Raw genomic sequence first — 13,538 nt, forward strand, 5'->3', positions numbered from 1 at the left:
AATCCTATTGTATCAATGGTTTGAACGTTTTTTTAAGGAATATAATGGATTGTTTTTTACAAAACTGTAATGTTTCTGTTGTTCTTTTTTATAATAAAGTAACATATTTTTAATGTTGTAGCAGACAAAAAAGCGGCTATCTCTTTACATAGACGAAGGAGATAGCCGTTTTCCTATTATTACGTATGTTACGAGTTATTACGAGTTAGTTTCAATTGCTTCTAATAATAAATCTACAATGTGAATTCCTCTCATTTTTTGAGAAAGACCTTCACGTTCAATACCTAGTTTCATTTGTAATAGGCACCCTGGATTTGCAGTGACAATTGTTGCTGCATCTGTTTCATGTACACGGTCCATTTTATAATCTAGAAATTCCATTGATAATTCTGAGTGTACAATGTTGTATATACCAGCCGAACCACAGCAGCGATCCGCATCTTTCATTTCACGGTATGTTGCGCCTTGAATGGCTTCTAGTAGCATACGAGGTTCAGAAGATGTTCGCATAACGTTACGTAAATGGCAAGAATCTTGATACGTAATAATTTGCGGCGTGAGTCGTAAGTCAGTTCGTTTATGGAAATCTAGTTCTACTAGAATAGCGGTAATATCTTTAATTTTAGAAACAAACTGCTTTGCACGTTCAGCCCATTCTGGATCATCTTTTAGAAGATAATCATAGTCTACGAGGTAAGCCCCGCAACCACCTGCATTCGTAATAATATAGTCGATGTTTAAGTCTTCGAATGCTTTTATATTTCGTTTCGCTAATACTTTTGCTCCACTCTTTTCACCAGCATGTCCATGTAATGCACCGCAGCAACTTTGTGTTTGCGGGATAACGATATCACAACCGGCTAATTGAAGAAGTTTCATCGTTGCGTTATTTGTTTCTAAAAACATCGTATCCATTAAACAGCCTGTGAAGAATGCAACTTGTTTTTTCTTTGTACTTTCAGCAGATAAAAATGTAGGACGATCTTTCATTGCTTTCATTTTAGGGACTTTTGGTAAAACGAGATCCATCGTTGCAAGTGTTTCAGGGAATAACTTCATAATACCTGTTTTATGAGTTAACGTTTGTAAGCCGGAACGTTGGTAAAATCCGATAAGTCCAGTTAAAGTTCTCATTCGATTTTGATGTGGGAATAATCCTTCAAAAACGATTTTACGAACGGCTTTCACTGGCATAGAGAATTTTTTATTTTGATTAATAATATCACGGGCTTCTTCTAATAAATGTCCATAATTCACACCAGATGGACAAACAGGTTCACAAGCACGACAGCCAAGGCAAACGTTTAAAGTATTTTCAACATCTTCATCTGGCTCGATTAAACCATCAACGACAGCTTTCATTAATGCGATACGTCCGCGCGGCGAATGTGATTCTTTATACCCAGATTGAATGTAAGTAGGGCAAGTAGGTAAGCAGAACCCGCAGCGCATACAGTTTAGTAGCTCATCTTCACTTAATCGTTCTTTAAATTCCTTTTGAATGTTTTCTTTATTTAATGTTGTCATCGCTCAACCACCACTCTTTTACGAGTGTCTTTCGCGAACATCTTTCCAGGATTCATAATGTTATTTGGATCGAAGGCTTGTTTAATCCCTTGCATAGCGGCAATACCTTCTTTACCTAATTTCATTTCTAAATAGGGAGCTTTCATCGCACCAACACCATGTTCACCAGTAATCGTACCACCAAGCTCAATTGCTTTCGCAAATATTTCAGCAAAAGCTTGTTCAGCACGGTGCATTTCTTCTTCATTACGGGCATCTGTCATACAAGTTGGATGTAGGTTTCCATCACCAGCGTGTCCAAACGTACAAATAGGAATATTAAATTTTTTTGCGATGGCATTAATAGCTTCAACCATCGGAGCAATTTGTGAACGAGGTACTGTTGCATCTTCTAATATTGTCGTCGGTTTTAATCTTGCAAGTGCTGATAGTGCGCTACGGCGTGCTGTACGAAGTGCATCTGCTTCCGCTTCATCTTTTGCAACGCGAACATCAACTGCATTCATAGAGTGGCAAACGTTAGCCATTTTTTCAATATCTCGATCGACCACTTCGGGTGGACCATCTTGTTCAATTAATAAAATTGCTTTTACGTCAGTTGGTAAACCGATTTGTGCAAACTCTTCTACAACTTCAATTGTCGGTTGGTCTAAAAACTCAAGTGTCGCTGGAATAATTTTATTTGCAATAATAGAAGAAACAGCACGTGCAGCTTCATTAATATCTTCGTAGAGTGCCAGCATTGTTTTCTTCGTTTCAGGCATAGGAACAAGTTTTAATATCGCTTCTGTTACTACTCCAAGTGTTCCTTCAGAACCGATAAATAGACGAGTTAAATCGTAACCAGCAACATCTTTTGCTAATTTACCACCAGTACGAATGATATCACCATTTGGTAAGACAAGTTCAAGACCCATTACATAATCACGTGTTACACCATATTTTAACCCACGTAATCCGCCTGAGTTTTCATTAATATTACCGCCGATTGTAGAAATTTTCATCGAGCTTGGATCTGGCGGATAAAATAATCCCTTTTCTTCTACTGCTTTAATAATATCAAGTGTAATGACACCAGCTTGTACGGTAATTGTTAAATTTTCTTCATCAATCTCTAAAATATTGTTCATATGGCGGAAAATAAGGACGATACCGCCTTCTAGTGGACAAGTTCCTGCACAAAGGTTTGTTCCAGAACCACGAACATACACAGGGATTTTGTGAGAGTTACATACTTTTAACACTTCAGCTACTTCATTTGTATTACGAGGGGCAATGACTGCATCAGGCATTGCTTGGAAGTTTGGAGTGGCATCATAACTATAAGTTAAGCGCCCCATATTGGATGTATCTACATTATCTTCGCCAACAATGGATACGAATGAATGAATAATTTGCTTTTCTAACATTGGAAATCCCCCTCAAACTGTTAACGTGTTTAGTCATAATAAAAACGTTGTAACAGTGCTTTCATTATAATGATAAAAAAGTTGGAGGATTCTTTCTATGTATAATCATCTGAAGATTAATCTGTTTTATCGTTCTTTTTTGTATGATTATCTAATAAAAGGAGTGCGAAGTATAAAACATTTAAATCTTTGAATTGTTTCGGATCAAGTCCGGTATGTTCTTCAATTTTTTTTAGTCGGTAATGCAATGTATTAATGTGTATATGTAATTGCTCAGCTGTCTGTTTATAAGATTGGTTATAATCGATAAATAAACGTAAAGTGTGCATGAGCTCAGGAGATTGTACTAAGTTTTCAATGGTACGCTCTAGAAACTGTTCTCGCGTTTCGATAGAAATATCTTGTAAGCACATTTCTAAACGTAAATCTTCATTAAATACAATTTTTTTCGTTTCAAGTGACACAGAAAGCGCTCGTAGTGCTTGTTCATATGATATGTGCATCTTGCTTGGCGTAACGGTTTGCCCAATCCCGATATATAAAGGGATAGAAAATAAAGTTTCACAGTCATGTTTTAACCGTTTTAAAAATAGGTAAGTTTGTTCTTTAGAGCTCATCGCTGAAAATAAAATAAATCGATCATTTCCCCAGCGAACAAATAGATGGTCTTTTGCTAATAGATTGCGAATATGTTGCCAAACTTTACGCTGGAGCATCGTATCATTTTGATCAATCGAAAACAAAATAAGTTGTTTCTTCTTATATAAATCAACGCCAAGTGTTTTTGCACGATCGAGAAAACTTGAAGACCAGTCTGTATTTTGAAGCCAATCAAAGACAAATGCTTCATAAGAACGGTGTTCAAGTTCTAATTGCTCTAAAAAGTAGTTTTCATGAATTAATAATTCGGTCATCTTCCGTAATATTTCTCCGTATTGTGAAATATTGTCGGGTTCTCCTGTAATTCCAATAACACCAATTACTTCGTCATGAAATAGTAAAGGAAGATTCATCCCGGCTTTTACACCTTGCAACCGTCGTTCATCTTCTTTTGTAATGATGACGGTTTTCTTTTGTTTCGCGCAGCGGAGTGCTCCCTCATGAAATTGACCGATTCTTTTTGCATCTGTACTGGCGATAATAACACCTTGTATATTAATGATAATAATATTTTCTGTAATTAGTCTACGTACTTCCCGTACAATTTTATTCGCTAAATCAGGAAAAAGCATAATTTGCACACCTCAAATTCTATTTGTTGTACATTATATATGTAAGTTGAATAAGAAAGTAAGATTTCACACTTTCCACACATTTATTTGTTATTTTACAATTATAACGAAATCATTCGAAAATGGAGGGAATCTTTTGAGAAAGTATGTTTTTCTTCTCTGTTTTTTATTTCTATTAGTAGGGTGTCAAGGAAGTTCATATACACCAATTACTGAAGATAAGAGTATTATTATAACAACGAATATAAAAGAAGGCAGTATTAGTTTTATTGATAAAAAAACTAATAGATTAATTACGACATGGGAATTAAATGAACCGATGGCAGGAATTGCACTACTTCCAAACGGCGAGGACATACTTGTATATGGTAAGCAGTTAGAATACATGTATGTATATTCACTAGCAGAAGGAAGGCAAGTGGAAAAATATAAAACTGGAAAAGGCATTGTAAATGTGGTTGTATCAGAAGATAAAAAACAATTGTTTGCCGCCGATCAAAATGCACAAAAGGTTAGGTTCTTTACGATAGAAGGGAAAGAGACAGGAAGTGTTTCAACAGGAAAAGGACCGATAACCCTGGTAGAGTATCATAACCAGTTATCTGTACTAAACTTTTATGATACGAAGCTAACGACAATTGATACAAAGAAAAAAGAGGTTATACAATCCTTTATGATTCCACCAGCATCAACAGGAGCAACGATTAGTCCGGATGGAAAAGAGATATGGATTGGCGGACATGGTGATGGAAATCAAGTGAATGAGAAAGTATTAGTGTATTCTTTACAGAGCGGCGAAATGGTACGTTCTTTACACGCTCCGTTTATGCCTGTGAACATAACGAAAGATAATAAGTACGTATATGCATTAAGCCATGGTTCGAATACGCTTAGAAAATTTGATATTAGTACGTATAAAGAGGTAGCTTCCGTTGAAGTAGGCTCGAATCCATTTGCATTTTTGAAAAGCGGGGCAGAAGGATATGTAGCAAGTTATGATAGTGATGAAGTGTGCGTCATGGATATGAAGAGTATGAAAATAAAACAAACAATTAAAGTCGGAAAAGGACCATTTCAACTCATAGAGAGGGAAGGGAAGGACAATGGGTAAATATAGAGTGCTAGTTGTAGATGATGAAAGTGACATGAGGCAACTTGTCGGAATGTACTTAGATAACTTCGGATACGAGTGGGGAGAAGCTGAAAATGGAAAAGAGGCTCTTAAAAAATTAGAGTCAGATCATTATGATTTCGTTGTATTAGATATTATGATGCCAGAGATGGATGGACTTTCAGTTTGCAAAGAGATTCGAAAAACGTCAGATGTGCCAATTATATTTTTAACGGCAAAAGGTGAAGAGTGGAATAGGGTGAACGGTTTACGCATGGGAGCAGATGATTATATTGTAAAGCCGTTTAGTCCAGGTGAATTAATTGCTCGTATGGAAGCTGTACTAAGACGTTATACAAAGCAAGAACAGCAAGAGGAGATTCAATTTGGTCCCATTCTTATTAATGAAAAAAGTAGGAGGATTGAGGCAGATGGCGATCCGATTTCTCTTACAGTAAAGGAGTTTGATTTACTATATTTCCTTTGCCAACATACAGGACAAGTATTTAGCCGGGAACAATTGCTTGAAAAGGTGTGGGGGTATGATTATGCGGGAAGTACAAGAACAGTAGACACACATGTGAAAACGATGCGTTTGAAACTTGGAGAAAGTGGAAACTACATTCAAACTGTTTGGGGTGTAGGCTATAAATTTGAGGTGTAACGTATGTTTACGATGGTACAAAAGCTTTGGCTTACAGTAGTATGTGCAGTATGTGTAACAGTTTCCTTTCTTTATTTTGTATCTTTATACTCGTATGAAAAGTTATATGTTGATAATTTAAAAGACTCATTAGTAATGGAAGGAAAGCGTCTTGCAACGCAATATGATAAGAATGAAGGAATGTCAACTTTTGAAGAGAAAGTAAGAGCATTTGATCAAATATCTAGTTCAGACGTTCTTTTCGTTTCCAATCCACGTGATCTAAGCGCATGTTTGCCTTTTGATGTGCATCATCATTCTCTTATAAGTGAAGGGGATAGACAAACACTACTAGATGGTAAAACGGTGACAAAGGTAGGATATGAAGAACATTTTGATCGGAATATTATGGGTGTTGTTATCCCTGTTTTAGATAATAAAAAGTTAGTTGGAATTGTATATTCTTATATTCCTTTAAAAAGTATAAAAGACTTAATATATGATATGGGTCTTATTTTAGCCCCGCTAGCAATTGCTATGATTTTAATTACGATATGGATTGGGAGAAAAATTATTATAGCGATTACGAAGCCGCTTTCGCAAATGGAGCGGGTTGCCAATCATTTCGCTACTGGAGATTTCTCGGAGCGGATTACCATTTCTTCAGAAGATGAAATTGGACGATTAGGAAAAGCATTTAATAAAATGGCGCATTCTTTAGAAACAGAAGATGTAAAGCGTAAGGAATTTTTGGCTAACGTTTCGCATGAACTTAGAACACCGCTTAGTTATATAAAAGGATATAGTGAGGCTATCTTAGATGGTGTAGCAAAGGGACCGCAGCAAGAAAAAGTGACGCAGCTTATTCATAAAGAAGCGGATCGTATGCAGCGTCTCGTTCATGATTTATTAGATTTAGCGCAACTAGAAGGTGAACATTTTCCTCTAAAGAAGCAACCTATTGTGTTCTCGCAGCTTATTGAAGATGTGTTAGATACGTATGAACTAAAGTTTATAGAAAAAAAACTTCGTATTTCAACGAATTTAAATCCTGAAATTATCGTAATGATTGATGAAGATCGTATGCAACAAGTTCTTCATAACGTGTTAGATAATGCGATACGGTATACAAATCAAAATGGGAATATCATAATAACGCTAGAGCAAATAGACGATTACTGTAAGTTGAAAATAAAGGATACAGGAATAGGTATTGATGCAGAGCATTTAGAGAATCTTGGTGAGCGTTTTTACCGAGTTGATAAAGCGAGAAGTCGCCAACATGGTGGAACAGGTTTAGGTCTTGCGATTGTAAGGCAAATTGTTCATATACATGATGGTGAGTGGAAAATAGAAAGTGAAAAAGGTAAGGGAACAACAGTATTTATTAAATTAAACATACAAGATGAAGAAAGCATGTTCTAATGTGAAGGACATGTTTTTTCAATTGAATGTAAATGAATATAGGAATAGATATAAATTAATAGCAAATAAATATTAAAAATTTGACTATTTTATGAACAAAACATTTGTACTTCTTACCAATTCGTTCTAAAATAGGTATGGATGCTAAGTTCTTATAAATCGTTTCAATTGTTGTTTGGAAGATACTGAGGTGATTTAACTGGAGTACAAATCTATTAAACCGAAAAAAATTTACGAAGAAGTATCTGAAGCTATTTTAACAATGATTAAAAATGGTACGTTAAAACCTGGTGACAAGCTACTTCCTGTGCATCAATTAGCTGAGCAGTTTCAAGTTGGCAGATCTGCTGTTCGTGAAGCGTTAAGTGCGCTAAGAGCGATGGGCTTAATTGAAATGAAGCAAGGAGAAGGCACATATGTGAAGAACTTTGATTCTTCTTCATTAACAAAATCATTAAACAATAGATTATTAATGAAGAAAGAAGATATTTTGAATTTATTAGAAGTGCGAAAGGTGCTTGAAGTGGGGGCAGTTCGAGCAGCAGCGGCAAAACGTACGGAAGATAATTTGCAAAATATGAAACATTGGTTAGATGAAATGGCAAAGAGCATTGGAGATGAAAAGGCTGGCGAAAAAGCAGATTTTCAGTTCCATATGGGAATTGCAGAGTCTTCGCATAATAGCATTTTGCTTGAACTCATGAATCATGTTTCAGAGATGATTGCTGAAACGATTGGTGAATCAAGACGCATTATTTTATATGGTGAACAAACGACATCAGAACGACTTATAGAAGAGCATCAAGTTATATATGATGCGGTTTTAAAACAAGATGTAGAATTAGCGCAGCAAGCAATGCTAGATCATTTAACAAATGTAGAACATATTGTCACAGGTAGAAACGATATAAATTCGTAATTTAATCTTTAAAAAATCTAATTTTCTGATAAAATAGAGAAAGATTAAGTAAGCGTTTTCTTTAGAAAAGGGAGAGGATAGGTCATGGTTGAGCCTATTTCTTTTCTCTTAAGTCATCTGATGACCATATGTTTGTTGGCGAAGTTGTAAAGAGGGGGAGTAATAATTATGAAAGTTACTTTATTTGTTACTTGTTTAGTCGATATGTTTGAAACAAATGTCGGTAAAGCAACAGTTGAAGTGTTGGAGCGTTTAGGTTGTGAAATTGAATTTCCGGAAGCACAAGTTTGTTGTGGTCAGCCTGCTTATAATAGCGGCCATGTAGAAGCAGCAAAAGAAGCGATGAAACATATGATTGAGACTTTCGAAGATGCAGAATATATCGTTACGCCATCTGGCTCTTGTGCGACAATGTTTCATGAGTATCCGCATGTTTTTAAAGATGACCCGAAATGGGCTAAACGTGCACAAAAGGTTGCTGATAAAACATATGAATTTACACAATTTATTGTAGATGTTTTAAAAGTGACAGATGTGGGTGCAAGTTTACCAGGAATAGCTACTATTCATAAGTCTTGTCATATGACACGCCTGCTTGGAGTAAAAGAGGCACCAGGAATTTTATTGTCTAATGTAAAAGGATTAACTGTGAGAGAACTGCCAAACGTGCAAAATTGTTGTGGGTTTGGGGGAACGTTTTCAGTTAAGATGACTCCGATTTCTGAGCAAATGGTAGATGAAAAAGTAGATAGTGTAATGGAAACAGGTGCTGATTATTTAATCGGTGCAGATTGTGGGTGTTTGTTAAACATTGGCGGACGAATTGAGCGTTTAGGAAAAGAAGTAAAAGTAATGCATATTGCTGAGGTACTGAATAGTCGCTCATGAAGGGGGAACATAAGCTATGTCTATGAAAATCAGTGAGAAAAAATTTAATGATCGCGTAGGCGATGGAATTCAAGATTCGTTTATGCGCGGAGCAGTATCTTCTGCACAAACGCGTTTATATACGAATCGATTAAAAGCAGCGGACGAATTGGGAAACTGGGAAGAGTGGCGTGAACTAGGTGAACAAATTCGTCAACATACGTTAGAAAATCTTGATTATTACTTAATGCAGTTAAGTGAAAATGTATCAAAAAGAGGCGGCCATGTGTACTTTGCGAAAACGAAAGAAGAAGCAGCAAAGTATATTCAAGACGTCGCGAAAAAGAAACAAGCGAAAAAAGTAGTGAAATCAAAGTCGATGGTAACAGAAGAAATTAGTATGAACCATGCGCTTGAAGAAATTGGTTGTGAAGTGTTAGAAAGTGACTTAGGAGAGTATATCTTGCAAGTAGATAACGATCCACCTTCACATATTATTGCGCCTGCACTTCATAAAAATAGAACGCAAATTCGCGATGTATTTAAAGAAAAACTTGGCTATGAAAATTCTGATGATCCATATGAGATGACAAAGTTTGTTCGTAAACAACTTCGTGAGAAATTTATGGATGCAGAAATTGGTGTGACGGGTTGTAACTTCGCTGTTGCAAATACGGGATCTCTTTGTTTAGTAACGAACGAAGGTAATGCGGATCTTGTTATGTCGATTCCGAAAACACAAATAGCAGTAATGGGTATGGAACGTATGGTTCCGACGATGGAAGAGTTAGATGTTTTAGTTGGTTTACTATGCCGTAGTGCGGTAGGTCAAAAGTTAACAAGTTATGTAACAGTAGCAGGACCAATTCAAGAAGAGGAAGTTGATGGACCTGAAGAGTTCCATTTAGTTGTTGTTGATAATGGTCGTTCTCAAATTCTTGGATCTGAATTCCGTTCAGTATTGCAATGTATTCGTTGCGCAGCTTGTGTAAATGTATGTCCTGTATATCGTCACGTTGGTGGACATTCATATGGATCGATTTACTCAGGACCAATCGGTGCGGTATTAACACCACTTTTAGGTGGATATGATGATTACAAAGAGCTTCCTTATGCATCTAGTTTATGCGGAGCATGTACAGAGGCTTGTCCAGTAAAAATTCCATTACATGATTTATTATTAAAGCATCGCCAAGTAATCGTTGAACAAGAAGGACGTGCGCCACTTGCAGAAAAATTAGCGATGAAAATGTTTAGTATGGGTGCTTCTTCAGCTGCATTATACAAAATGGGATCAAAAATGGCACCAGCAGCAATGAGTCCATTCACATCTGGTAACCGTGTATCCAAAGGTGTTGGACCACTTAAAAACTGGACGGATATTCGTGAATTCCCAGCGCCAAGTAAAGAAAGATTCCGTGATTGGTATAAAGATCATAAGAAAGGCGGGAATAAATAATGGCAGGATTAATTCAAAACCGTGATTCCTTTCTAGATAACATTGCAAAAGAACTTGGGCGTGCGCGTAAAAGAGAAGGTGTCGAGCGTCCAGTATGGAAAAGTAATGTGAATATAGAAACGTTAAAAGATTATTCACAAGAAGAATTACTAGAAGTATTTAAAAAGCAATGTACAAACATTCATACAACTGTAGTAGAAACGACAAATGACCGTTTGTATGAAGACCTTCAAAAAGTAATCATGGAAAACGGCGGGGGACCTATTTTATTATCAGCAGATGAACGCTTTGATGCATATGGTTTAACATCTTTATTTAAAGAAGAACTTCCAAAGCGAGATATTGAAGTAAACTTATGGGATCCAGAGAGAAAAGACGAAAATATGCGTATAGCTGAAAAAGCGAATATCGGTATTGCATTTAGTGATTATACATTAGCTGAATCTGGTACAATTGTTGTACAAAGTCATAAAGGGCAAGGACGTTCTTTACACTTTTTACCGACTGTATACTTTGCTATTATTCCACGTGAAACACTTGTGCCTCGTATTACGCAAGCAGTTCAGGATATGAACTCACGTGTAGAAAATGGCGAGACAGCGGCATCTTGTATTAACTTTATTACAGGACCTAGTAACTCTGCTGACATTGAAATGAATCTTGTTGTCGGAGTACACGGACCATTAAAAGCGGTATATTTCATCGTATAAAAGAGGGGAAAGCAGGCCAGAAAATGGCCTGCTTTTTTAGTAGAATAAAGGATAATATGAAGTAGAAGTTCTCTCCTTTTTTTGTTATGTTCTTTTGGAAAGGAGAGGAAGGGATGTTCACTTATATATATGCATTGTTAGTGGGTATGGTGTTTGGTTCTTTTTTTATGCTAATCGCAATAAGGGTTCCTTTAGGCGAGTCTATTATTATACCGCGTTCGCATTGTCATTATTGTAAGTATGTACTAAAGCCAAAAGAACTAATTCCAATCATTTCATTTTGTATACAAAGAGGGCGCTGTACGAATTGTAAGAGGGGAATTCCGATTCTGTACGTAGTATTTGAATTTGTAACCGGTACAATATTTTTTCTTACTGTATATATGATTGGAGTAGAACGAGAGCTTCTCATCATTTTATCGCTTTTTTCGTTACTTCTTATTATTTCCGTTACAGATTATATATATATGTTAATTCCTGATCGTATTTTAATTTCGTTTGCTTTTCTGCTTATTTTAGAATGTATTTTTGTACCGTTAGTTACGTGGATAGATAGTATAGTTGGTAGTGGGGTTATACTCATTTTGTTATATTGTATGCAAAAGATATATCCAGAAGGGCTTGGTGGAGGGGATATAAAATTACTCTCGCTACTTGGATTTATAGTGGGATTGAAAGGGGTTTTTATTATTTTATTTTTAGCATCTTATTTTAGTCTTTGTTTTTTCGGGATGGGTATTTTATTAAAGCGTATAGAAGCAAGTAAACCAATTCCATTTGGCCCTTTTATTAGTCTTGGAGCAATATGTTATGTATTAATTGTGTATTCAAAATAGAGGGGGATAGAGAATGAATATATATATGGATGATCAAAGAAGTTGTCCGTTCGGATATGTGCCCGCAACTACAGTAGAAACTGCCTTGCAATTTGTTAGGGAGAATGAGGTAAATATTATTTCTCTCGACTTTAATATGGGATGGCGGCAGAGTAATGGATTTGATTTCGTAAATATTTTTTGTAAAGAGGGATTATATGTTAAGGAAATCCACTTTCACACAAATGATGTCATTGGTATGGATAAGATGAAACAAAGAATAGAGGGTGGAAAAGAACAAGGAGAGATTGAAGCAAGTATTATTGTGAAATATGTGGGGAGCTAAAAACTCCAAAGTCTAACTTTGGAGTTTTTAATGTTTCATATGTGCTTGTAAAGGAATAATCTCTTCTTGTTGAGCTGCTGCGATTACAGTCTCTTCCTGTTTAACATCAGGTGTTTTCTTTGTTAAGTAGTGGTATACCATACCGACAAATACGGACCCACCAATAATGTTACCGATTGTAACTGGAATTAAGTTATGAATAGCGCCTGCAAAAGAAATTGTCTCAGGATGTGGTGATACTAAAGATAAAGCAAACAGTGATAAGTTTGCAATGCTATGCTCATAACCAGATAAAAAGAAAGTGAAAACGAGCATCATCATCATTAATATTTTGGCTGTGTCACCTTTCACTTGAGAAGGTAAGAAGCAGGCAAGACAGACAAGCCAGTTACATAAAATTGCTTTAAAGAATAATTGCATTGTAGGTGTATTCATCTTTCCCTCAACTACTTTATTCATTAAATGACCGTGATCAATCGCTTCGAAAATGCCAGTTGCGTAAAATAGTAAGGCAAAGAATAGAGCGCCCGCTAAGTTACCTGCATAACATGCAACCCAGTTGCGAAGTGTATCAGAAATCGTTGTTTCTTTTCTTAAAGTTGCTACTGTGAAGTACATTGTATTTCCAGTAAACAATTCAGCACCACCATATATAATAAGTACGAGGGCAATCCCGAAAAACATGGAAGCAGCTAAATAAGTTGCTGGTGAATCTGCAATGTGAAAAAAGTTACCTAATTTAAAACATAGTACAATAATAAAACCGATATAAATGCCCGCAAGTGCAGCACGAACGAAATATTGCATCGGATTTATATCTAGCATTTTCTTTTTGCTCTTAGCCAGTTTGACAACATAATCTAATCCTTGTTCTAGCATGAGTCATACGCTCCTTTAGTAAATCTTCTATAAATACTCCTTATATGAATAAAGTACATGGATTCGTTCACAGTTTCAATAAGTTTGTGCAATGTTTCACAAAAAGGACATACATAAAATAAGAAAGCGATTACAAAAGGTAGTATAATGGAATTTTTTCTAAAAATAGAGAGGGAATTGAAATAAAAAAGAAAAA

13 protein-coding genes are annotated in these 13,538 nt (G+C 36.0%); 9 read left to right on the forward strand and 4 right to left on the reverse strand.

Features of this window, described 5'->3' with window-relative positions; translation table 11 throughout:
• Positions 1-198: 198 nt before the first annotated feature.
• The 3 genes from DPQ31_RS06565 to DPQ31_RS06575 form a co-directional block, all read right to left on the reverse strand.
• A complete protein-coding gene (locus DPQ31_RS06565; protein WP_208731707.1) occupies positions 199-1,527 on the reverse strand; it encodes a (Fe-S)-binding protein in 1,329 nt (442 codons plus the stop codon).
• On the reverse strand, positions 1,524-2,936 hold the full coding sequence (gene glcD / locus DPQ31_RS06570; protein WP_000890749.1) for a glycolate oxidase subunit GlcD: 1,413 nt from the start codon (positions 2,934-2,936) through the stop codon (positions 1,524-1,526). The genes DPQ31_RS06565 and glcD overlap by 4 nt, the downstream gene beginning before the upstream one ends.
• A gap of 116 nt (positions 2,937-3,052) precedes the next feature.
• The gene (locus DPQ31_RS06575) at positions 3,053-4,168 is read right to left on the reverse strand and encodes a CdaR family transcriptional regulator (RefSeq protein WP_000898653.1); all 1,116 of its coding nucleotides are present in this window, start codon (positions 4,166-4,168) and stop codon (positions 3,053-3,055) included.
• A gap of 136 nt (positions 4,169-4,304) precedes the next feature.
• Here DPQ31_RS06575 and DPQ31_RS06580 point away from each other — a divergent pair, with 136 nt between their 5' ends.
• The 9 genes from DPQ31_RS06580 to DPQ31_RS06620 all read left to right on the forward strand — a co-directional run bounded on the left by DPQ31_RS06580 (position 4,305) and on the right by DPQ31_RS06620 (position 12,463).
• Positions 4,305-5,279 (forward strand): YncE family protein, encoded by a 975-nt coding sequence (locus tag DPQ31_RS06580; RefSeq protein ID WP_208731708.1) that lies wholly within the window; start codon positions 4,305-4,307, stop codon positions 5,277-5,279.
• Entirely contained in the window at positions 5,272-5,943 is a 672-nt protein-coding gene (locus DPQ31_RS06585) for a response regulator transcription factor (RefSeq protein ID WP_000521658.1), read from the forward strand. Before DPQ31_RS06580 ends, DPQ31_RS06585 begins: the two co-directional genes overlap by 8 nt.
• Positions 5,944-5,946: 3 nt before the next feature.
• Positions 5,947-7,347, forward strand: a complete 1,401-nt coding sequence (locus DPQ31_RS06590) for a sensor histidine kinase (protein WP_000494807.1) — start codon at positions 5,947-5,949, stop codon at positions 7,345-7,347.
• 229 nt (positions 7,348-7,576) lie between these two features.
• Complete coding sequence (locus tag DPQ31_RS06595; RefSeq protein ID WP_254903113.1) at positions 7,577-8,266, forward strand: FadR/GntR family transcriptional regulator; 690 nt, start codon at positions 7,577-7,579, stop codon at positions 8,264-8,266.
• Between the two features lie 168 nt (positions 8,267-8,434).
• Positions 8,435-9,154: a (Fe-S)-binding protein gene (locus DPQ31_RS06600; RefSeq protein WP_000869145.1), complete on the forward strand. Its 720-nt coding sequence runs from the start codon at positions 8,435-8,437 to the stop codon at positions 9,152-9,154.
• 16 nt (positions 9,155-9,170) lie between these two features.
• Positions 9,171-10,592, forward strand: a complete 1,422-nt coding sequence (locus tag DPQ31_RS06605) for a LutB/LldF family L-lactate oxidation iron-sulfur protein (protein ID WP_000061931.1) — start codon at positions 9,171-9,173, stop codon at positions 10,590-10,592.
• On the forward strand, positions 10,592-11,302 hold the full coding sequence (locus DPQ31_RS06610; protein ID WP_208731709.1) for a LutC/YkgG family protein: 711 nt from the start codon (positions 10,592-10,594) through the stop codon (positions 11,300-11,302). The genes DPQ31_RS06605 and DPQ31_RS06610 overlap by 1 nt, the downstream gene beginning before the upstream one ends.
• 86 nt (positions 11,303-11,388) lie before the next feature.
• Positions 11,389-12,138 (forward strand): prepilin peptidase, encoded by a 750-nt coding sequence (locus DPQ31_RS06615; protein ID WP_208731710.1) that lies wholly within the window; start codon positions 11,389-11,391, stop codon positions 12,136-12,138.
• A 13-nt stretch (positions 12,139-12,151) separates the two neighbouring features.
• Positions 12,152-12,463 (forward strand): cyclic-phosphate processing receiver domain-containing protein, encoded by a 312-nt coding sequence (locus DPQ31_RS06620; protein ID WP_001028944.1) that lies wholly within the window; start codon positions 12,152-12,154, stop codon positions 12,461-12,463.
• 27 nt (positions 12,464-12,490) lie between these two features.
• Here the strand turns inward: DPQ31_RS06620 and DPQ31_RS06625 are convergent, their stop codons facing one another.
• Positions 12,491-13,342, reverse strand: coding sequence for a formate/nitrite transporter family protein (locus DPQ31_RS06625; protein WP_087970687.1), 852 nt, complete (start codon positions 13,340-13,342; stop codon positions 12,491-12,493).
• Between the last annotated feature and the right edge of the window lie 196 nt (positions 13,343-13,538).

This window comes from Bacillus sp. COPE52 (genome assembly GCF_003355115.1).
Classification (GTDB): Bacteria; Bacillota; Bacilli; order Bacillales; family Bacillaceae_G; genus Bacillus_A; species Bacillus_A toyonensis.

Bases quoted from the DNA above. Each gene is read 5' to 3' on its own strand.
- DPQ31_RS06565 (WP_208731707.1), bottom strand. From the start codon at position 1,527: ATGACAACATTAAATAAAGAAAACATTCAAAAGGAATTTAAAGAACGA.
- glcD (WP_000890749.1), bottom strand. From the start codon at position 2,936: ATGTTAGAAAAGCAAATTATTCATTCATTCGTATCCATTGTTGGCGAA.
- DPQ31_RS06575 (WP_000898653.1), bottom strand. From the start codon at position 4,168: ATGCTTTTTCCTGATTTAGCGAATAAAATTGTACGGGAAGTACGTAGA.
- DPQ31_RS06585 (WP_000521658.1), top strand. From the start codon at position 5,272: ATGGGTAAATATAGAGTGCTAGTTGTAGATGATGAAAGTGACATGAGG.
- DPQ31_RS06590 (WP_000494807.1), top strand. From the start codon at position 5,947: ATGTTTACGATGGTACAAAAGCTTTGGCTTACAGTAGTATGTGCAGTA.
- DPQ31_RS06600 (WP_000869145.1), top strand. From the start codon at position 8,435: ATGAAAGTTACTTTATTTGTTACTTGTTTAGTCGATATGTTTGAAACA.
- DPQ31_RS06605 (WP_000061931.1), top strand. From the start codon at position 9,171: ATGTCTATGAAAATCAGTGAGAAAAAATTTAATGATCGCGTAGGCGAT.
- DPQ31_RS06610 (WP_208731709.1), top strand. From the start codon at position 10,592: ATGGCAGGATTAATTCAAAACCGTGATTCCTTTCTAGATAACATTGCA.
- DPQ31_RS06615 (WP_208731710.1), top strand. From the start codon at position 11,389: ATGTTCTTTTGGAAAGGAGAGGAAGGGATGTTCACTTATATATATGCA.
- DPQ31_RS06620 (WP_001028944.1), top strand. From the start codon at position 12,152: ATGAATATATATATGGATGATCAAAGAAGTTGTCCGTTCGGATATGTG.
- DPQ31_RS06625 (WP_087970687.1), bottom strand. From the start codon at position 13,342: ATGCTAGAACAAGGATTAGATTATGTTGTCAAACTGGCTAAGAGCAAA.